20 protein-coding genes are annotated in these 20,061 nt (G+C 67.3%); 12 read left to right on the plus strand and 8 right to left on the minus strand.

The window, feature by feature from the left end; translation table 11 throughout:
* Positions 1 to 77 precede the first annotated feature (77 nt).
* Positions 78 to 551, plus strand: a complete 474-nt coding sequence (locus G3N98_RS03890) for a PliI family lysozyme inhibitor of I-type lysozyme (RefSeq protein WP_206147260.1) — start codon at positions 78 to 80, stop codon at positions 549 to 551.
* 41 nt (positions 552 to 592) lie between these two features.
* On the opposite strand, the gene fetB is transcribed toward G3N98_RS03890, so the two are convergent.
* Together fetB and G3N98_RS03900 are read right to left on the minus strand one after the other, a co-directional pair.
* The gene (gene fetB, locus G3N98_RS03895) at positions 593 to 1,396 is read right to left on the minus strand and encodes an iron export ABC transporter permease subunit FetB (RefSeq protein WP_039357836.1); all 804 of its coding nucleotides are present in this window, start codon (positions 1,394 to 1,396) and stop codon (positions 593 to 595) included.
* Positions 1,393 to 2,094, minus strand: a complete 702-nt coding sequence (locus G3N98_RS03900) for an ATP-binding cassette domain-containing protein (protein ID WP_206147261.1) — start codon at positions 2,092 to 2,094, stop codon at positions 1,393 to 1,395. Before G3N98_RS03900 ends, fetB begins: the two co-directional genes overlap by 4 nt.
* A gap of 152 nt (positions 2,095 to 2,246) precedes the next feature.
* On the opposite strand from G3N98_RS03900, the gene G3N98_RS03905 reads away from it, so the two are divergent.
* Complete coding sequence (locus tag G3N98_RS03905) at positions 2,247 to 4,553, plus strand: AsmA family protein (RefSeq protein ID WP_206147262.1); 2,307 nt, start codon at positions 2,247 to 2,249, stop codon at positions 4,551 to 4,553.
* Between the two features lie 12 nt (positions 4,554 to 4,565).
* Here the strand turns inward: G3N98_RS03905 and G3N98_RS03910 are convergent, their stop codons facing one another.
* Positions 4,566 to 5,018, minus strand: coding sequence for a lipocalin-like domain-containing protein (locus G3N98_RS03910; RefSeq protein ID WP_206147263.1), 453 nt, complete (start codon positions 5,016 to 5,018; stop codon positions 4,566 to 4,568).
* Between the two features lie 171 nt (positions 5,019 to 5,189).
* Between G3N98_RS03910 and G3N98_RS03915 the strand changes: the two genes are divergently transcribed.
* The 6 genes from G3N98_RS03915 to G3N98_RS03940 all read left to right on the plus strand — a co-directional run bounded on the left by G3N98_RS03915 (position 5,190) and on the right by G3N98_RS03940 (position 11,922).
* Entirely contained in the window at positions 5,190 to 6,782 is a 1,593-nt protein-coding gene (locus G3N98_RS03915) for an ABC-F family ATPase (protein ID WP_069248073.1), read from the plus strand.
* 243 nt (positions 6,783 to 7,025) lie between these two features.
* A complete protein-coding gene (locus tag G3N98_RS03920; RefSeq protein ID WP_206147264.1) occupies positions 7,026 to 7,775 on the plus strand; it encodes an FkbM family methyltransferase in 750 nt (249 codons plus the stop codon).
* Positions 7,776 to 8,768: an aminoglycoside phosphotransferase gene (locus G3N98_RS03925; protein ID WP_206147265.1), complete on the plus strand. Its 993-nt coding sequence runs from the start codon at positions 7,776 to 7,778 to the stop codon at positions 8,766 to 8,768. It begins immediately after the preceding gene.
* Between the two features lie 22 nt (positions 8,769 to 8,790).
* Entirely contained in the window at positions 8,791 to 9,648 is an 858-nt protein-coding gene (locus G3N98_RS03930) for a 4Fe-4S cluster-binding domain-containing protein (protein ID WP_206147304.1), read from the plus strand.
* Positions 9,645 to 10,706: an asparagine synthase-related protein gene (locus G3N98_RS03935; RefSeq protein ID WP_206147266.1), complete on the plus strand. Its 1,062-nt coding sequence runs from the start codon at positions 9,645 to 9,647 to the stop codon at positions 10,704 to 10,706. Before G3N98_RS03930 ends, G3N98_RS03935 begins: the two co-directional genes overlap by 4 nt.
* A 7-nt stretch (positions 10,707 to 10,713) precedes the next feature.
* Entirely contained in the window at positions 10,714 to 11,922 is a 1,209-nt protein-coding gene (locus tag G3N98_RS03940) for a glycosyltransferase (protein WP_206147267.1), read from the plus strand.
* On the opposite strand, the gene G3N98_RS03945 is transcribed toward G3N98_RS03940, so the two are convergent.
* On the minus strand, positions 11,879 to 12,568 hold the full coding sequence (locus tag G3N98_RS03945) for a CmcI family methyltransferase (protein ID WP_206147268.1): 690 nt from the start codon (positions 12,566 to 12,568) through the stop codon (positions 11,879 to 11,881). The genes G3N98_RS03940 and G3N98_RS03945 overlap by 44 nt on opposite strands.
* A 25-nt stretch (positions 12,569 to 12,593) precedes the next feature.
* On the opposite strand from G3N98_RS03945, the gene G3N98_RS03950 reads away from it, so the two are divergent.
* On the plus strand, positions 12,594 to 13,559 hold the full coding sequence (locus G3N98_RS03950) for a phosphotransferase (RefSeq protein WP_346779061.1): 966 nt from the start codon (positions 12,594 to 12,596) through the stop codon (positions 13,557 to 13,559).
* A 12-nt stretch (positions 13,560 to 13,571) separates the two neighbouring features.
* Here G3N98_RS03950 and G3N98_RS03955 read toward each other — a convergent pair whose 3' ends face one another.
* Together G3N98_RS03955 and G3N98_RS03960 are read right to left on the minus strand one after the other, a co-directional pair.
* Complete coding sequence (locus G3N98_RS03955) at positions 13,572 to 14,147, minus strand: polysaccharide deacetylase family protein (protein ID WP_206147270.1); 576 nt, start codon at positions 14,145 to 14,147, stop codon at positions 13,572 to 13,574.
* A gap of 85 nt (positions 14,148 to 14,232) precedes the next feature.
* On the minus strand, positions 14,233 to 14,781 hold the full coding sequence (locus G3N98_RS03960; protein ID WP_089472895.1) for a hypothetical protein: 549 nt from the start codon (positions 14,779 to 14,781) through the stop codon (positions 14,233 to 14,235).
* A 285-nt stretch (positions 14,782 to 15,066) separates the two neighbouring features.
* On the opposite strand from G3N98_RS03960, the gene G3N98_RS03965 reads away from it, so the two are divergent.
* Positions 15,067 to 15,546, plus strand: a complete 480-nt coding sequence (locus G3N98_RS03965) for a DUF2501 domain-containing protein (protein WP_089425527.1) — start codon at positions 15,067 to 15,069, stop codon at positions 15,544 to 15,546.
* Between the two features lie 145 nt (positions 15,547 to 15,691).
* On the opposite strand, the gene G3N98_RS03970 is transcribed toward G3N98_RS03965, so the two are convergent.
* Together G3N98_RS03970 and G3N98_RS03975 are read right to left on the minus strand one after the other, a co-directional pair.
* The gene (locus tag G3N98_RS03970) at positions 15,692 to 16,057 is read right to left on the minus strand and encodes a hypothetical protein (RefSeq protein WP_069248063.1); all 366 of its coding nucleotides are present in this window, start codon (positions 16,055 to 16,057) and stop codon (positions 15,692 to 15,694) included.
* A gap of 314 nt (positions 16,058 to 16,371) precedes the next feature.
* Positions 16,372 to 17,133, minus strand: a complete 762-nt coding sequence (locus tag G3N98_RS03975) for a hypothetical protein (protein ID WP_206147271.1) — start codon at positions 17,131 to 17,133, stop codon at positions 16,372 to 16,374.
* 134 nt (positions 17,134 to 17,267) lie between these two features.
* Between G3N98_RS03975 and G3N98_RS03980 the strand changes: the two genes are divergently transcribed.
* Both G3N98_RS03980 and G3N98_RS03985 read left to right on the plus strand, forming a co-directional pair.
* A complete protein-coding gene (locus tag G3N98_RS03980) occupies positions 17,268 to 18,704 on the plus strand; it encodes an aldehyde dehydrogenase family protein (RefSeq protein WP_206147272.1) in 1,437 nt (478 codons plus the stop codon).
* A gap of 121 nt (positions 18,705 to 18,825) precedes the next feature.
* On the plus strand, positions 18,826 to 20,016 hold the full coding sequence (locus tag G3N98_RS03985) for a nitronate monooxygenase family protein (RefSeq protein ID WP_089472892.1): 1,191 nt from the start codon (positions 18,826 to 18,828) through the stop codon (positions 20,014 to 20,016).
* Positions 20,017 to 20,061: the final 45 nt, after the last annotated feature.

Here is a 20,061-nt window from a genome sequence, read left to right on the forward strand (position 1 = left end):
CGTAGCGACCCGCATGACGTCATGCGAATGTCACGCTATGCTCGCCCGCATCATCACCTTCCTGTCACGACATCCCGATGAAATACCGAATGCGCGCGTTGCTGTACGCCATTGCGTTCGTCGTCGCGCACGCGCACGCGGCCGACGATTGCGGCTTCGTGAAGAAAGTCGGGCTGCCGTCGCGGCAGCAGGTGGCGGTCGTGTCGAGCGGCGCGCTCGAACCGTGCTCGACCGGCAGCTACGCGGTGCGCGTGTATTCGACCGCGCATGCCGCCCCCGGCTTCGATACCGATGATTACGTGACGGGCACGCTGCATGCGCGTGATGGTACGGTCACCGATGCATTCACGGCCGACCTCGGCGCACGTGCGCCGCAGGCGCTCGTCGTGACGACGCGCTCGGCCGGCAGCGGCGGCTATGTCGGCGCGCAGGCCTATGTGACGACACCGCGTGCGGTAAGGCTCGTCGCGTCGGTCGACGGGCTCGCGCCGGACACGGACATCGCAGCGGCGTTGCGGCAGGCGCTCGGCAAGCGCCGCAGCGCGCGCTGACTGGCGAACCGCGCGAACGCATCGCGCGATGGGGCCGCGTGTCAGTGCGCGCGTTCTTCGAGCCGCGCGGCGAGAAAGCGGTGATCCGCCGAGAACAGCCGGCGATAGGTCATCAGCACCGCGCCGACCGTGCCCAGCGCGGAGGCCGCGGCGATCAGGAACATGATCACGATCTGGTAGCGCACGGCCTGCAGCGGCGACTGGCCGGCCAGCACCTGGCCCGTCATCATCCCCGGCAGGCTCACGACGCCGACGACGGCCATCTGGTTCAGCGTCGGCAGCATGCCGGCGCGCACGGCCTGGCGCGCGGCGTCCTGCGCGGCTTCCCAGCGCGTCGCGCCGAGCGCCAGCGCGGTTTCGACGCGGTCGCGGCGCGCCGTGAGTTCTTCCATCATCCGCTCGACACCGAGCGACACGCCCGTGAGCGTGTTGCCGAGAATCATCCCGAGGATCGGAATTGCGTATTGCGGCGCATACCAAGGGTGGATGCGGATCACGACGAACAGGCCGACCGCCGCGACGAACCAGCTGCTGAACCAGATCGACGCGATGCTGTCGATGCGCTGGCCGCGATACGTGCGCTTGCCGCGCCCCGCGCCGGCGAACCCGGCGATCAGCGTCATCAGCGCGGTGAGCGGCAGCACGATGTACCAGTGAGGATGACCGAACACCCAGCCGAGCACGTAGCCGATCGCGAGCAACTGCACGACGGTGCGCACGGCCGCGAGCGCGAGCTTGCGGCCGAGGCCGAGCGACAGGGCCATCGAGATCGCGCCGTTGACCGCGACGAGCGCGGCGGCGATGCCGACGTCGACGAGGCTCAGGTCCTGCAGGGCGGGGCTCATTGCGCGGCCTCCGTCGGGTTGGCCACATGCATCACGCCGGCCTGCATCACGAGCCGCATCGTGCCGATCCGCGCGGCCTGGGCCGGATCGTGCGAGATCCACAAGTACGCGCGGGCGGCGGGCGCCGCGTCGAACCATGCGCCGACGAGCGCCTCGATCGCGCGCGCCGATTCGGGGTCGAGCGCGGACGTCGGCTCGTCGAGCAGCAGCACGTCGGGATCGAGTTGCAGCACGCGCAGCAGCGCGGTGATTTGCGCTTCGCCGCCGGACAGGTCGCTCGCGCGCTTGTCGAGAAAGTCGGGACCCCGGCCGGCCTGCGCGGCGAGCGCTTCGGCGCGCGCGCGATCGAACGCAACGTCGCGATAGATCGCGAGCGAGTACGGGTAGCGCAACTGCGATTCGACGGTGCCGTCCATCTGCGCGGGGCGCTGGCGGACATAGGCGACGCTGCGGCGGTAACGCGGGATCGCATTGCGCCGGATCCGTTTGCCGCGCCACAGGATGTGGCCGCCGTCGAGCGGGTCGAGCAGCGCGAGCGCGCGCAGCAGCAGGCTCTTGCCCGACCCGGACGGCCCGGTGATAGCAATTCGCGATCCCGCCGCGAGGCTGAAATCGGTCGGGGCGAGCAGGGTCTTGCCGCTGCTGGCGTCGCGCCGCGTGATGCGCGCTGCATCGATGAGGCCGGTGGGGGCTGTCATGTCACAAATGAAAAAAAGCGTTAACGGCGCCGAAACGTCACCATGGCGTGCGTCATAATACCGATTGAAAAGCCGCGGGTGTCGTGCGCCGTTCGTCCACGCAAGCGGCCCGGCATGGTGCGGCAACATTTCAGAACAACAACGGAACCGCCATGACGCTAGCCCGAGCCATCGGCAAATCGGCTGCATGGATCGTCGGTATCGTCGCGGTGCTCATCGCGGCGGCCGGCGTCTTTCTCTTTATCTTCGACTGGAACCGCGCGAAGCCGTGGGTCAACGAGCAGGTCACGGCCGCGCTCGGCCGCCCGTTCGCGATCAACGGCGACCTGAAGGTCGGCTGGCGCCGCCCCGACGGCGAAACCGGCTGGCGCGCCTGGGTGCCCTGGCCGAGCTTCACGGCCACGCAGCTCGAGATCGGCAACCCCGACTGGGCGAAGATGCCCAAGTTCGTCACGCTCGATGCCGCGCACTTCGATCTCGCGATCCTGCCGTTGCTCGCGCATGAAATCGTGATCCCGTCGATCGACGTCGTGAATCCGGCCGTCGACCTCGAGCGGCTCGCCGACGGCCGCAACACGTGGACCTTCCAGTTCAAGCAATCGTCGCAGCCGTCGCCGTGGAAGGTGCGGCTCGACAGCTTCGGCTTCGCGAAGGGCACCGTCACGTACCGCGACGCGATCACGAAGGCCGACCTGAGCGTCGCGATCGATACGCTCGGGCAGCCGATTCCGCTCGGTGACGTGCTGAAGGAGCAGGAGCAGACGTCGCGCGAGGCATCGGCGCAGCGGGTCGGCAAGCATGGCGCCGCGCAGTTGAGCGCGAAGGCCAACGCGGAGGCCGCGTCGAGTGCTTCTGCGGCGCAGGCTGCGAGTGCGGCATCGGCAACGGGGGCTGCGGCCGTGTCTGCCGTGGTGCCGGCGTCGGCTTCCTCGTCCACCGCTTCGGCATCGTCTGCCGCTGCCGCATCGGGTGCAAGCGGTGCAAGCGGTGCAAGCAGCGTCGCAGCGCCCGCGAAGCCGTCCGGCCCGGCCTATGCGTTCGGGCTGAAGGTCGACGGCCGCTACAAGAACGTGCCGATCAGCGGCACCGGCAAGCTGGGCGGCGTGCTCGCGATCCAGGACGCATCGCGGCCGTTCCCGTTGCAGGCTGACGTGAAGGCCGGCGACACGCGGCTCGCGATCGTCGGCACGCTGACCGACCCGATGCATCTCGCGGCCATCGACCTGCGACTATGGCTGCAGGGCACGTCGATGTCGCACCTTTACCAGCTGACCGGCATCACGCTGCCCGATACGCCGCCTTACGCGACGGAAGGGCGGCTGATCGGCAACTTCAAGCGCAAGGCCAGCACCTTCCGTTACGAGAACTTCAACGGTCGCGTCGGCGGCAGCGATCTCGGCGGCACGCTCGTCTACGAGCAGCGCGAGCCGCGGCCGAAGCTGTCGGGCGAACTCGTGTCCAACCTGCTGCAGTTCTCCGACCTCGCGCCGGTGATCGGCGCGGATACGGCCGCGAGCAAGGCCAAGCGCGGCGACACGACGAAACAGCCGTCGGGCCGCGTGCTGCCGGTCGAGACGTTCCGCACGGACCGCTGGCGTGCGCTCGACGCGGACGTCAAGTTCACCGGCCGCAAGCTGGTCAAGAGTTCGGACCTGCCGATCACCAACCTGTACACGCACATCGTGATGACGGACGGCGTGCTGTCGCTCGAGCCGCTGCAGTTCGGCGTCGCGGGCGGCACGCTCGCGACGACCGCGCATCTCGACGGCAGCGGTGCGCCGCTGAAGGGCCGCTTCACCGTGGCGGCGCGGCACCTGAAGCTCAAGCAGTTGTTCCCGGCGCAGAAGGTCATGCAGTCGGCGCTCGGCGAGATCAACGGCGATGCGTCGCTGTCGGCGACCGGCAACTCGCCGGCCGCGCTGGCCGCGACGTCGACCGGCGAGGTGAAGGCGCTCGTGACGGACGGCCGCATCAGCCGCCTGCTGATGGAAGCGGCGGGGCTGAACGTCGCGAACGTCGTCTACGAGAAGCTGTTCGGCAACAACGATGTGAAGATCAACTGCGCGGCGATCGACTTCGTCGCGACCAACGGCATTCTCGACCCGAAGGTGTTCGCGCTCGATACGGACGACGCGCTGATCAACGTCGACGGCCCGATCAGCCTGCGCGACGAAACGCTGAACCTGAAGATCCATCCGCACACGAAGGGTTTCCGGATCTTCTCGCTGCGCTCGCCGCTGTATGCGAAGGGCACGTTCAAGAACCCGAACGTCGGCGTCGACGCGGGCGCGCTCGCGCTGCGTGCCGGCGCGATGGTCGGCCTCGGGCTGATCAACCCGTTCGCGGCCCTGATTCCGCTGATCGCGCCGAGCAACAACCGCGACGTGCCGTGCTCGGAGCTGTTCGGCCAGATGAATGCGAAGGCGGCGCAGCGGGCGGCGGCGAAGGCCGGCAAGTGACGCGCGGGCGCATCAGCGGCCCGCGCGCACCCAGAGCAGCACGGCATCGACTTCCCGGCCGTCGATCCGTACCGGGGCGGCCGTGCCGAGTTGCAGGCGATCGCCGCCGAGCCTGACGGCGCGCTGCTGGACGTTGCCGATCCAGTTCGGGAACAGGCTGACGTCCATTTCGTGGGTCAGCGTGCCGTTGTCGGCGACCTGAAAGGGGCCGGAATACGCAATGTAGCCGCCCGCGGCCGCCGCGCGCTCGTCGGCGGTGCCGCCCTGCAGGTCGCCGTCCGCGTAGGGCGGCCGGCCGGCGGCCATCAGCTGGGCGGACATGTAGCCGTCCGGCGTGTACAGGATCCAGCCGAGCGCGTCGCGGCCGAGCGGATAGGTGACCGCGCTGCCGTCGCGCGGGCGGATTTCGTAGGACACGAGGCGCCATGCGCCGACGAGTTGTTCGCGAAGCTGGCTGGCGAGCATGTGCGATTCCGGTAAGGCGGCGGTGGGGCGCGTGCCGTCGTGTTGGCGGGCCGCCGGGCGGCAGGCCGCGGGGGCCGGAAATGCGCTGCCGGAACGGCGTGGTCGGCAGTTTCTCCGACACCTGCTAAAATACACGGTTTTCCGTCGATTTATCCTTTAACGGGACCTGCCGTGCTTTCTACTGCCAACATCACGATGCAATTCGGGCCGAAGCCCTTGTTCGAGAATATCTCGGTCAAATTCGGCGAGGGCAACCGCTATGGTCTGATCGGCGCGAACGGCTGTGGCAAGTCGACGTTCATGAAGATCCTCGGCGGCGACCTCGAGCCGAGCGCCGGCAACGTCGCGCTGGAGCCGAACGTGCGTCTCGGCAAGCTGCGCCAGGACCAGTTCGCGTACGAAGACGTGCGCGTGCTCGACGTCGTGATGATGGGCCACACCGAAATGTGGGCCGCCATGACCGAGCGTGACGCGATCTACGCGAACCCGGAAGCCACCGACGACGACTACATGCACGCCGCCGAGCTCGAAGGCAAGTTCGCCGAATACGGCGGCTACGACGCCGAGGCGCGCGCGGGTGCGCTGCTGCTCGGCATCGGCATCGAGGAGAAATTCCACAACGGCACGATGAGCGACGTCGCGCCGGGCTGGAAGCTGCGCGTGCTGCTCGCGCAGGCGCTGTTCTCGAAGCCGGACGTGCTGCTGCTCGACGAACCGACCAACAACCTCGACATCAACTCGATTCGTTGGCTCGAGCAAACGCTCAACGAGTACAACTCGACGATGATCATCATCTCGCACGATCGTCACTTCCTGAACTCGGTGTGCACGCACATGGCCGACATGGACTTCGGCACGCTGAAGGTCTGGCCGGGCAACTACGACGACTACATGCTCGCGTCGGCACAGGCGCGCGAGCGCCAGGCCGCGGCGAACACGCGTGCGAAGGAGCGTGTCGCGGAACTGCAGGACTTCGTGCGCCGCTTCTCGGCGAACAAGTCGAAGGCCCGTCAGGCGACCAGCCGCGCGAAGCAGATCGACAAGATCAAGATCGAGGAATTCAAGCCGTCGTCGCGCCAGAACCCGTTCATCCGTTTCGAGTTCGAGAAGAAGCTGCACAACGTCGCGGTGGTCGCTGAAGAGATCACGAAGAAGTACGAGCGCACGATCTTCCAGAACTTCAACCTGTCGGTTCAGCCGGGCGAGCGGATCGCGATCATCGGCGAGAACGGCGCGGGCAAGACGACGCTGCTGCGTTCGCTGCTCGGCGCGCTCGAGCTCGAGCACGGCACGGTGAAGTGGTCCGAGAACGCGAACGTCGGCTACATGCCGCAGGACACGTACGAGGAGTTCCCGAACGACATCACGCTGATGGACTGGATCGACCAGTACCGCAAGGACGGCGACGACGAAACGATGGTGCGCGGCACGCTGGGCCGCCTGCTGTTCACGTCGGACGACATCAAGAAGTCGGTGAAGGTGCTGTCGGGCGGCGAGAAGGGCCGCATGATCTGGGGCAAGCTGATGCTCGGCCGCCACAACGTGCTGCTGATGGACGAGCCGACCAACCACATGGACATGGAGTCGATCGAGTCGCTGCAGATCGCGCTCGAGCAGTTCGAAGGCACGCTGATCTTTGTTTCGCACGACCGTGAGTTCGTGAGCGGGCTGGCGAACCGGATCATCGAAGTGCGGACGGATGGCACGCTGTTCGACTTTGGTGGCAATTACGAGGAGTTCCTGACGAGTCAGGGGCAGGAGTAAGTGTCCTGACGCTTCCGTTCATGTGTTGCGGTCTGGCCGTGGTACGAAGCTGGAGCGCATAGCAACGCGAAGCCGCGAGAAGCGCATCGGGCCCGCATCGACAGTATTGTCGATGCGGGCTTTTTCATGTCCGTGCGGGTGAAGCGCGGGGGTGTCGCACATTCCCGTTTCCTCCCCTCAATCGACTTCGGGTAAATTACGCTCCGGATACCACCCTCAATTCCGACCCGGAGCCGCCCCTCGATGCAGGATCATCCTCTCCCGCTCGATTTATCCGGCCTTGCGCCAAGCCTCTATGCACAGGGCACCGAGGAAGGCATCCTGGCGCGCCTGATGGAGCGGATCGCGCCGACCAACCGCTTCTGCGTCGATATCGGCGCAAGCGACGGCCTGCGCAACAGCAACACCGCGCGGCTGCTGCGCGAACGGGATTGGTCCGGCGTGCTGGTGGAAGGTAGCGCGTACCGCTTCGGCAAGCTTGCGGCCCACTACGCGGGAGCGGAACGCGTTCGCTTGCACCATGATCGCGTACAGCCCGACACGATCGACACGTTGCTCGCCGATGCCAACACGCCAACCGACTTCGACCTGCTGTCGATCGACATCGACGGCAACGACTATTGGGTCTGGCGCGGCCTGCAAGCGTTCCAGCCGCGTATCGTCGTGATCGAATACAACCCGTACTACACGCCGCCCGAGCGCTGGGTCATGTGCTTCAATCCGGACCACGAATGGGACGGCTCGACGTATTACGGCGCGAGTCTCGAATCGCTCGTCCATCTCGGCAGGCAGAAGGGCTATGAACTCGTCTGCTGCGACGACATGGGCAACAACGCGTTCTTCGTGCGGCAGGACCTGTACCCGCTGCTCGGCATCGCGAACAATGATCCTTCGGTGCTGTTCCGCCCGGCGATGTACAAGGTGCGCTACGTCGGGCACAACACGTTCCTGAGCGGCCATCCGTATCGATACGGGCCGGCCGAGCACATCTGAATGGACTCGCTCGCCGCGACCTTCGACGAGATCCGCGATGCCTATGCGCTGGGCCGCAGCGGGCCGCCGCGCCAGGTCGGCGAACGCGTGTGGCACCTGCCGACCGATGACGGCGGTGTGGCGGTCAAGCTCTACGCGTCCGGGCATCATGCGCGTGCGGCCAAGGAGGCCGCCGTGCTTGCGCACTTCGAGACGCATCGCGATGCGCGTTTCCGTGTGCAGATGCTGAAACGCACGACGTCCGGCGAGCCGCTGTGGACGGGCCAAGGCTCGCACGCGATGCTGACGCGCTGGGAAGCCGGGCAGTTCAGAACCTATGACACGTTTTCGCCGGCCGAATGGGATGCGCTCGGCGCGAGCCTGGCCGCGTTGCATCTGAGTCTCGAGCAGCTTCATTTGCCGCAGCTCGACACGCTCCGCGCACGCCTGACCGCGATCGACGCGGACGCAGTGCGCCGCGGCCTGCATGATGCACTCGATCGCGCACGCGCGAACCATGCCGCCGACAACCTGCGCCGCTACGTCGATCTCGCGCTGCGCCTGCTCGACCGCTACTATCCGGGCAGCATCGACGCGTTTCCCGTCGACGATCCGCAGCACCCGATCCACAACGACTACAACCAGTTCAACTATCTGTTCACGGGCACGCCGCCGCCGCTCATCCTCGACTGGGAAGCATCGATCGGCGCGCCGCGTGAATACGAGCTGGTGCGTTGCCTGAATCATCTGCCGCTGGAGGCGCCGCATCGGGCGGAAGCGTTCGTGCTGGCTTATCGGCGGACCCGGCCGGTCGATCCCGCGCGCATTGCATGGGCGGTCGATGCCGCGTGCCTGCAGCACGCGCTCAAGCTCTGGATCGTGCAAGGCTGGCTCGACGATCCGTCGCGCTTTGCATCGCATCTGAACGGCGCGGTGACGATGGCCTCCGCGATGGTGGATGCGCGCGACCGTCTGGTCGATTTCTTTTCCCGTTGTGTGGAAGCAGGACGCTGAAGTGAATGCCAATCTGAACCGGATGTCGAAGCCGACGCCGCCCACCGAGCGGCAGCATGTGTTTCCGCCGCCGCTCGATCGCGATTACCGCGTCGAAGACGGGCGCGTGCTGACGCGCTCGCTCGAAGCGCACATCGTCGATCACTGCAACCTGACCTGCGCGGAATGCTGCTCGCTGTCGCCGTTGCTGCCCGAGTGGTATGCAAGCCCCGCGTCGATCGAAGCCGATCTGCGCCGCGCCGCGAAGGTGCTGCGCCCGCGCATGTTCAAGCTGGTCGGCGGCGAGCCGCTGCTGCATCCGGCGCTCGTCGAACTCGTCCAGCGCGTGCGCGCCACGGGCATCGCGCCCGTGATCTCCGTCACGACGAACGGCCTGAAGCTCGGCGAGATGACCGACGCGTTCTGGCAGGCGGTGGATGCGCTGACGATCTCGCGCTATCCGAAGCCGTCGCTGTCGCCCGACCTCGTTGCGCACATCGAGCGCCAGGCCGCGCGCTTCGACGTGCGCCTGAACTGGAAGGTGCAGGACGTGTTCACGACGATGAACCGTGCGCAGCCCGGCACCGATCGTGACGCAGCGCAGCGCCTTTATCACGATTGCTGGATCCGCGAGCGCTGCCATATGATTCGCGACGGCATGTTCTACACCTGCACGCGTCCGGCGCATTTCCATACGCTCTACCAGGGCGAGAAGGATTTTCAGTCCGACGGCCTGCCGCTGCGCGACGACGCCGGCATGCTCGACGCGATGCTCGCCTATCTGCAACGCGAGGCACCGCTCGAAGCGTGCCTGCATTGCCAGGGCGGCAGCGCGCCGGTGGCGCCGCATCGCATCCTCAAACGCATTGAAGTGGACGCCTTGAAGGCGCGTTATCCATGATCGTCGGCACGCGCGACCTGTTCGGCTTCGACCGGCTTCACTACCATCCGCGCAGCGGTGCGGCGGCGTCCGGCATCCGGGCCGTCCTGCACGCATCGGGACAACCGGCCGGCGAGCCGGACGCGGCGGCCATCGCCGGTTACCTGAGCGGCGAGCGGCTGGTCGGCCGCACCGTGTTGCGCGACGTGCGCGCGGTGCCGCCCGGCCATGCGCTGATCCGTTCGCCGCAAGGGCTGACCGTGCAGCCGGCACCCGGGCAGCCGCAGCACGCCGATCTGGAAACCGTGCTGCGCGCATCGCTGCAGCGCGCGCTCGACAGCGGCAAGCGCGTCGCGCTGGCGCTGAGCGGCGGGCTCGATTCGGCGCTGCTGCTCGCGTTGCTGCGCGAACTCGGCGCGCAGCGGCACGTGGCGTCCTATGTCCTCGTGACCGACATGCCCGACTATTGCGAGCGCGATGCCGCACTCGAACTGGCCGCGCAGATGCAGGCGAACGTGAAGATCGTGCGCGCGAACGAGGCCGATTTCGTCGCGGCGCTGCCGAGAACGACGCATGCGGTCGAGGAGCCGATGTTCAACCTGCATCCGGTCGCGAAGCTGCTGCTCGCCGAGGCGATGGCCGGGGACGGCGTCGAGGTGGCCATCACCGGCGACGGCGCGGACCAGGTGCTGCGACGCGACCAGTCGGCCAACTATCTGCCGCTATGCCATGCATTGTTCGATGCGGCGTCGGTCGACCTGCATCCGCCGTTCGTCGACGCTGCCGTCGTCGCGCATCTGACGAGCATCGCGCCCGACCCGGACAAGCAATGCCTGCGCGATCTCGGTGCGCGCCTGAGCCTGCCGGACCGTCTCGTGCACGGCCCCAAGCGCGGGCGGCTCGCCCCGGCGATGGATCTCACGGCGCTGCTCGATCGCGACCGCATGCACGCGCTGGCCGACACGCTCGGCCTGGCCGCACCCACGCTGCAGGCGGATACCGAACGCGTGCTGTGGACGACGCTGTCGCTGATCCTCGATCATTTCGACCACCTCGATGCCGCGCATCGCCCAACCTGAATCGTTCATGAAACGCATCCTGTTCTGCGTGGTGCCCGAAAAGGGGCACGTCAATCCGTGTATCGGCCCGGCCCAGCATCTGCGCACAGCCGGGTGCGACGTCGCGTTCTATGCGCCGGCCGATATCAGTGCGCAGCTTGACGGTGCCGGAGGCTTCGAATTCGTCGGGCCGCGCGAAACGCCCGAGCGCCACGACCTGTCACGCGGCGCGAGCTTCGCCGCGAACATCCGCGACGCGGCCTGGCTGCGGCACTGGATCCGCACGCTGCTGATCGATCTCGCGCCCGCGCAGGTGGACGGCATTCGCGCGGTGCTGCGTGACTGGCGGCCCGACGTGGTCGTGATCGATCCGCTGCTCTATGCGGCGGCGATTGCCGCCGAACTGGAAGGGCTGCCGTGGGTCTCGATGTCGAATTCGCTGAATCCGGTGCTGCCGGACGATCTCGATTCGGAACTGCTGCGCACGGTGCGATGGCTCACGCCGGAACGCACGCGGCTGTTCGCGCGCTACGGGCTCGATGCGCGCTTTCGCGGATGCGACATCCTTTCGCCGCACCTGACGCTCGCGTTCACGACCGACGCGCTGGTCGGTGCGCCGCCGCCGGGTGTCGAGCTGGTCGGCCCGGCAATGCCGTCCGGCCCGCGCGGCGACGAGACGCCGTTCCCGTGGGAACGCCTCGATGCGGATCGTCCTTTGGTCTACATGTCGCTCGGCAGCCAGCTTTACTACCATCCCGACGTGTTTGCGAAGGTCATCGAGGCGACGCGCGCGACGTCGGCGCAACTGGTGCTGTCGGTGGGCGAGCTGGTCGATTCGGATCTGTTGCCGGCCGACGACGAGCGCGTGGTCGCCGTGCGTTACGTGCCGCAACTGGCGCTGCTGCAGCGCACGCACGCGTTCGTCAGTCACGGCGGCGCGAATTCGGTGATGGAGTCGCTTGCGAGCGGCGTGCCGATGCTGCTGTCGCCGTTCTGCAATGACCAGTTCCATTCGGCGCACTTCGTCGAGCGGGCCGGCGCGGGGTGCGTGCTGGATCTGCAGCAGGCCGGCGTGGCGGACATCGCCGATGCACTCGAACGCCTGCTGCGGCCCGGGACGTTGCGCGAGCAGGCGGCACGGATCCGCGCGAGCTATGCGTCGCGCGATGGTTCTGCCGAGGCGGCGCGCCTGATCAGCGCACTCGCTTCAGGAAACCGCCGGGCGACAGCGTCATGAGGACGCGGTCTTCGATGTCGTAGTCGACCTCGAAGCGGTTGTCGCGAGCGAGGAATTCATGCGCGGCGGTGGCCGGGTTGTTGCCTTTGCCGTACGGCTTGCCGTCGAACATCGACGCGGGCAGGTACTCCATGATGGTGTCCATCACGATCGCGTAACTGCCGGGCGTCACGAGCGGCGCATAGCATTCGAGTTCGCGCAGCACGTGCGCGTGGGTGTGCGTGAGATCGAGGATCACCATCACGCGTGCGCCGTCATCGATCTGCGCACGCACCGAGGCGAGCGTGTCGGCCGCGCATGATTCGCCTTCGATCAGCGTCATCCGGTGGGCGAGCCGGTGCGATTTGAGGCGCTGCCTGACCTCGTCGCGCAGGCGCGGCTCGATCGCGACGACGCGGCCGCTGTCGCCAGCGAGCTCCAGCATCGACGCGGAGAATACGACGCCGCCGCCCGCCGCGATCCCGGTCTGCACGATGCAGTCGGGACGCTCGCGCCAGATCAGCTCCTGGAGCGCGAGCATGTCGCCGGGCAGGTGGAAGAAGCGCTCGCCGAGCCAGCGTGTCTGGAACAGATGGTCGAATTCGGCGGCGCGTGTCAGCCATTCGATATTGATGTCCCGCATGCGGGCCGAGGGACGCTCTGACATGGTCAATGCAACGAGTAGGAGTGACGTGAAAACGCTGGAACCGTGGCTTCACCGGTACTGGAACATCGGGCCGGCGCGCATGCAGGCGCTGGCGTCGGGCCATACTAACAAAACGTATCTCGTCGAGTGCGATGCGGGGCGCGCGGTGCTGCGCGTGTCGTGGCCCGGCAAGGCGGTCGAGCAGGTGCATCGCGAGGCGGCGATGCTTGGCCATCTCGGCCACTCGCGTGCGGCGCCGATGCTGCCTGCGCTGCCGAAGCTGCGGCCGACCGTGGACGCACGGTCCGGCGTGCAACTGCCCGACGGGAGCTGGCTGCATTTGTTCGAGCATATCGACGGCCGCCCCGGCCTGCCGGACGAAGCGGAGGCGGGCGCGATCGATGCGATGCGTGCGCTTGCGCATCTGCATGCGGCGATGGCGGCGATACCCGTGACCGAATCGGCGCCGCTGGCCTGGCTCTCTGCGCGCTACGCACGTGTCGCGGCGCGCGCTGCGCCGTCGTTGCCGGGTGACTTGAGCGGCCACTACGAGACGATGATTCACCGGATCGGCGCACATCTCGACGCTGCTGCCCGCTGGCTGACGGGCGCGGTGCACTGGCTGCACGGCGACTATCACGCGGGCAACCTGCTGTATGCGGGGCACGCGGTGAACGGCGTGCTCGATTTCGACGATGTCGGGCAGGGCGCGCAGTGGCTCGAAGCGGCTTTTGCGTTGTTCGCGCTGTCGCGCGATGCGGGCAGGGACGATGGCTTCGTATTCGATGCGCAGCGTTGGGATGCTGGCCTGCAAGCCTATACCGCGACGCGGCCCGATGACGTGCCGGACTGGATGCACGACCGACGCGATGCGCTGATGGCCCTGTTCTGCGCGGACCAGACGCTGATCCATCTCGAAGCCGCACAACGCGGGCTGTGGACACCGGGGCCGGGCATCGGCTTTCTCGGCGGCTGGAGGCAGTTGCTCGGTGGTGCGGCGCCGGTACGCTAACCGGCTGCTTTATCAGCGCGGCCGATTCAGGAACAGGCGTACCGCTTCGACCGTATGGGGTCGCGCCTCGCCGTGACGCGATCCGTCGTGCATGCAGAACAGCACGTCACGTTGCCGTGCCGCGCTGGCGTCGACGTGCGCGCACATCGCGTCGAACAGCGCCTGCGGCGACGGCGCCGGCCGCTGCCAGTCGTCCAGTATCGCGGTCCAGCCCGTGTGTTCGCGCTGCAGCCGCGCCAGCACGCCGGCGCGACTGTCCTCCGGCATCAGGCCGTAAGGCAGGCGCAATGGAATCGTATCCGGCGCCGGAACGCCGGCTCGACGATAGGCTTCGCGAATCAGCGCGTCGGTCGTCTCGATCTCGTCGATCAGTGCATCGTCCGCCAGCGCGCCGGGCTTCGCGTGCGAATGGGTGTGATTGCCGAGTGGGTGGCCTTCGCTCACCATTCTTGCCGCGACATCGAGTGCGTTTTCGAGATTCTGGCCGAGCAGGAAGAAGGTCGCGTGGCATGACGCGGCGCGCAGGACATCGAGCAAGGGGAGTGTCGAGGGACCGGGCCCGTCGTCGAAACTGAGGCGAATGGACATTGCGGGTGAGTGCGTCGTTCAAGGTGTACCGGAGCAACGATAGCGCAAGTCGCGGCGAGCGGCGGCATGCGCATCCATTGGCCGGCTACTGGAGCGGCTCGATCGCCAGCGGACAGGTGCCGATCCGACGCAACTGCGTGCCGGTCCACGCGTAGAAGAACCGGGCGGCCTTCGCGCTGTTGTCGTCGCATTCGTCGTTGAAGCAGCCCGCGACGATCAGCAGCCTGCTGCCGGGACGGAAATCGACGCGCTCCTCGTCGTTGCCCATCACGCCTGCGATGGCCTGCACGCCGGGCATCGTGTACGTCGCGCCCGTGTACTTGTCGACGATCGCGAAATTCCGGCAATCCGTTCCGCAACCCCAGACCGCGACCCGGTAGTGGCCGGCAAAATTGGCCGGTTGCGTGAATTCGTCGCGAATGACGGTGCGGTAGCGGCGGGTTTCCCTGGTGGTCAGGCGGGGTGCCGCGGCCGGCTTGCGCGGCGCGCTCGCGGCGAGTGCCGGATAGCGGTCGAACGAAGGCGACGGGCATGCGGCGGCCGCCGTGGCCGTCGCCGCGCGGGCGGTGCCGGAACCGCAAAGCAGCGCGGCCGATGCGCCGGCGATCAGCAGAAGTCGATGGGCAGGCATCACGCGAGCATCCTTCAGGTTCGGGATGGGGATCGGGCCGGAGGGTCCGAACGGCCGGCGACGACGATTCTATGCCGCTTCACGCGCGCCGGCGACCTGGCGCCGCGATCGCGAGCCTGCGTCAAACCGACTTTCCGCACACGGCGCGCCGTCAAGCTTTGTCAAATTGCGGCGATATCACGATGCCTGACGTTTCGGGCCGCCTTCGAAGGCTGTCATGCACGGGTCGATTGCGTATCCTTGGATTCGATTCGCGGTACTCATGTCATCACAACCGGGAGGCTTCACATGAATGCACGTCTATACCGCGCGACCGTTGCCGGCGCGCTGATCGGATTGCTCGCGCCGTTTTCGGTGGCGCATGCGCAACTGGGCGATGTCCTGAAGCAGGTCGGCGGCGGCGGCGATGCAGGCGGCAGCGCGGGCGGTGCGCTCGGCAATCTCGGCGGCCTCGGCGGGGCATTGACGGGCGGGGGCGGTGCGTCGCTGATGCCGGGCAGCACCGGCAACGTCGCCGGCCTGCTGCAGTTCTGCATCCAGAACAACTATCTCGGCGGGGCGTCCGGCGGCGCGTCGTCGGTGAAGGACGCGCTGATGGGCAAGCTCGGCGGCAACGCATCGTCCGACAGCGGCTATACCAGCGGCGCGAGCGGGGTCCTCGATGCCGGCAACGGCAGCAAGCTCGACCTGAGCGGCGGCGGCCTGAAGCAGCAGGTGACCAAGCAGATCTGCGACAAGGTGCTGACGCAGGCGAAGTCGCTGCTGTAAGTGTCGCGGTGCCTGGCGGCGCAGGGGGCGGTGCGATGCGTACCGTTTCCGCAGGCCATTCCGGCCGCCCCACGCACATCATCGATGAGAAGACATCGATGAGCAGACGGGCGGCCGCGCGCTGTCGCGGCCCGCACGCATGGACTCAGTCGGCCAGCCGCTTGTCGGCGAGCGCCTTGCAGCAGTCTTCGTAGACCCATTGCACGAGTTTCGCCCGATAGTCGAGATCGTCGGTATCGACGATTTCCTCGACCGCGTCGCGGGCCCATGACGCATCGACGAACCCGGCATGCCGCTTCGCGATGTCCTGCGCAAGCGCCGCGAGCTTGGCAACGGCCAGCCAGTCGGCCTGGCGATGATGGCGGTCGAGCCAGCGGTGCGCGGCCTGGACCTGGAACGTGGCGTCCGGCCACGATTCGTTGAGGTAAAACGCGCCGAGATTGCCGCAGGTGAGCCAGCAAAGCAGTTCCAGGCGGTCTTGCGAGCCGAGGATATGGGGTGCGTCGGACATGGCAGCGCTCACGAAATACGTCGATTCCGGGCGGCGCCGGTTGCATTGGGCCGGTGCCGATATTAAAAACATAGCACGATGCGGGCCCGACCGCGCACCCGGGCGGATGCTGACATGGCGGCGGTGAAACGGACGCCGCGCCGGCGAGGATCGCCGACGGCGAAGTGAGGGGACAGCGGGAACGGAAAGTGCGCACGCGCGTGAGGAGCGGCGGGGAATGAGGCGGCCGGGGAACGGCCGCCGGCGCCGTGAAGCGGGCCCGTTGCCGGGCCCGCCGCAGCCCGGCCCGCGAGCCCGGCTGCCGGTGAGTGAACTCAGGTCGTCGTGTGCGTGGCGCGCGCGATCGAGCGGATGCTGCGCTCGACGCGGATCAGGATGATCAGCACCGCGAGCGACACGAACGAATACAGCGCGACGAGCGCGGCGACGCCCGCGTAGCGCGCGGTCTGGCCGTTCTCGGCAGCGGTTTCTTCCGCGGCCTTCTTTTCGTCGTCGATCGCGGTGCGGCGTGCGTCGTAGCGCTGCGAGAAGTCGCGCATGACCGTCGACACGACGTCGGTGTACGCCTGCTCGCGCGCATATTCGTCGCCGTGACCGGTGACCTTCTTCTTGACGCTGGCCGCGACGTCCGGGCGCGACAGCACCTTGTCGAGATATGCGATCTGCTGCTCGTAGTACGCGACGTCCGGATGGTCGTCGTCGCCGAGCACGCGCTGGAACGACGGCTCGTACGCGTCGCGATCGACCGCGTAGTCCGGCGACAGGGCCGCGCGCCCGTGCTTCTGCACGATGCCGGACAGTTGCGTCGACAGGCGCAGCGCGGGCGACGCATCGTCGTCCTTGGCTGCGGCGCCGCCGGCGGCCGGCGTGGCCTTGGCGGGTGCATCGTTCTCCCACGCGAACGATGCGGGATCGACCTGGATGGCCGAATCGACCTTCGGCGGTTTCGACAGGCGCGCATCGAGTGCGACCACGCCGAATATGACCCCGCCGATCAGGACTGCGGTCGCGAACAACAGCACGATCACGCGCAATACCTGAAGATAGCCGCCCTCGATTTTGGTCAGGATGCTCAAGGCATTCTCCTTTCTTATGATGAATGAGGCGCCGAGGCTAAAGACCTTTCGAATGGCTGTCAATCGTCACGGCGGGTCACACCGGCGGACCGAAACGCTCGCTAGAATGGCGGCTTTCCTGGAGGCGGAAAGCGATGAAACTCTACGACCAGTTCTATATCGACGGCGCGTGGCGCAAACCGGCCGGCACCGGCACGATCGACGTGATCGACTCGGGCACCGAGGCCGTGATCGGCCGGATTCCGGAAGGTGTCGCGTCCGACGCGCAGGACGCGATCCGCGCGGCGCGCGCAGCCTTCGACGCGTGGGCGGCCACGCCGCCCGCGACGCGCGCGGGCTACCTGCGCAAGATCGTCGAGCATCTGCAGGCGCGCAGCGAGGAACTCGCGCAGTCGATCACCGGCGAAGTCGGGATGCCGATCAAGCTGTCGCGCGCGATCCAGGTCGGCGGCCCGATCTACAACTGGAAGGCGTATGCGAAGCTCGCCGAGTCGTTCGAATTCGAGGCGCAGGTCGGCAACTCGCTCGTCGTGCGCGAGCCGGTCGGCGTCGTCGCGGCGATCACGCCGTGGAACTATCCGCTCAACCAGATCACGCTGAAAGTTGCGCCGGCGCTCGCGGCCGGCTGCACGGTCGTCCTGAAGCCGTCCGAAGTCGCGCCGCTCAATGCGTTCATGCTCGCCGAAGCGATTCACGCAGCCGGGCTGCCGGCTGGCGTGTTCAACCTCGTGTGCGGCTATGGCCCGGTGGTCGGTGAAGTGCTGGCCACCGATCCGGATGTCGACATGGTGTCGTTCACGGGCTCGACGCGCGCCGGCAAGCGCGTGGCCGAGCTGGCGGCCGCGGGCGTCAAGCGCGTCGCGCTCGAGCTGGGCGGCAAGTCGGCGTCGGTGATCCTCGACGATGCCGATTTCGCGACGGCGGTGAAGGGCACGGTCAACGCGTGCTACCTGAACGCGGGGCAGACCTGCTCGGCGCACACGCGCATGCTGGTACCGGAAGCGCGCTACGACGAGGCGCGCGCGATCGCGAAGGCGGCGGCCGAAACCTACGTCGCCGGCGATCCGCGGCAGGATGCGACGCGCCTCGGCGCGCTGGCATCGGCCGTGCAGCAGCAGCGCGTGCAGGACTACATCCAGCGCGGGATCGACGAAGGCGCCGAACTCGTGACGGGCGGCACGGGCCTGCCGGAAGGGCTGGATAAAGGCTTCTTCGTGAAGCCGACCGTGTTCGGCCGCGTCGATCCGAAATCGACGATCGCGCAGGAAGAAATCTTCGGGCCGGTGCTGTCGATCATCACGTATCGCGATGAAGACGAGGCCGTGCGGATCGCGAACGATTCGCCGTACGGGCTCGGCGGCGCGGTATGGGCCGGCAGCGACGAACGCGCGATGGGCATCGCGCGCCGCATCCGCACCGGGCAGGTCGACATCAACGGCGGCGCATGGAACATGGCCGCGCCGTTCGGCGGCTACAAGCAGTCGGGGCACGGCCGCGAGAACGGCGTGTACGGGCTCGAAGAATATCTCGAGTACAAGTCGATGCAGCTCAAGCCCGCGAAGCCGGCCTGAGCGTTTCTCACGCATGACATGAAAACGGCACGCTCGCGTGCCGTTTTTTATTGACGGCCGTCAAGGTGCGCGTCGGTGGATCGTCGATCATCGCGGTTCCGATGTTCCGACGAGGTTTCAGATGACCGTACGCACTTCCTTTCCGCCGCTGACGATTCGCGGCCGCACCTTGTTGCCCGTCGTGCAGGGCGGCATGGGCGTCGGCATCTCCGCGCACCGGCTGGCGGGCAGCGTCGCGCGCGAAGGCGCGGTCGGCACGATCGCGAGCATCGACCTGCGCCACCATCATGCGGACCTGCTCGCGCGTTGCCGCGCGCAACCCGATCGCGCGACGCTCGAGGCCGCGAACCTCGAGGCGCTCGCACGCGAGATCCGCCTCGCGAAGACCTACAGCGAAGGGCGCGGGATGATCGCGGTCAACGTGATGAAGGCCGTGAGCGCGCATGCGGACTACGTGCGGGTCGCGTGCGACGAGGGGGCGGACGCGATCGTGATGGGCGCGGGCCTGCCGCTCGACCTGCCCGATCTCACGCAAGGCCACGACATTGCGCTGATTCCGATCCTGTCGGACAGCCGCGGGATCGCGCTCGTGCTGAAGAAGTGGATGAAGAAGGGGCGCCTGCCCGACGCGATCGTGATCGAGCATCCGGCGCATGCGGGCGGCCATCTCGGCGTCACGCAGATCGACGACATGCACGACCCTCGCTTCGATTTCGCGCGCGTGCTCGACGAGACCGCCCAGGTGATGGCGTCGCTCGGCCTCGCGCGCGAAACGATCCCGCTGATCGTTGCGGGCGGGATCAACAGCCACGACACGGTGCGCGCGGCGTTCGACGCCGGTGCGAACGGCGTGCAGGTGGGGACGCCGTTCGCGGTGACGGAAGAAGGCGATGCGCATCCGCACTTCAAGCGCGTGCTGGCCGATGCGACACCCGAGGACATCGTCGACTTCGTCAGCGTGACCGGGTTGCCCGCGCGCGCGGTGAAGACGCCGTGGCTCGATCGTTACCTGCGCAACGAGACGCGCATCCGCACCAAGCTCGGTGCGCTGAAACAGCGTTGCCCGACCGCGCTCGAATGCCTGAGCGTATGCGGCTTGCGCGACGGCATCGAGAAGTTCGGCCATTTCTGCATCGATACGCGGCTCGCGGCCGCGCTGCGTGGCGACGTGGCGAACGGGCTGTTCTTCCGCGGCCGCGAAGCGTTGCCGTTCGGCCGTGCGATCCGCAGCGTGCGCGATTTGCTCGACCTGCTGCTGACGGGCCGTGCGACGGAGCCTGCGGCAAACCGCCCCACGTTTACGCTGGCTTGACGAATATCAAGATAAAGAAAAGACCCTACAGGGAGAATGGAAACC

It is taken from the genome of Burkholderia sp. Tr-20390 (genome assembly GCF_017104595.1).
Lineage (GTDB): Bacteria > Pseudomonadota > Gammaproteobacteria > Burkholderiales > Burkholderiaceae > Burkholderia.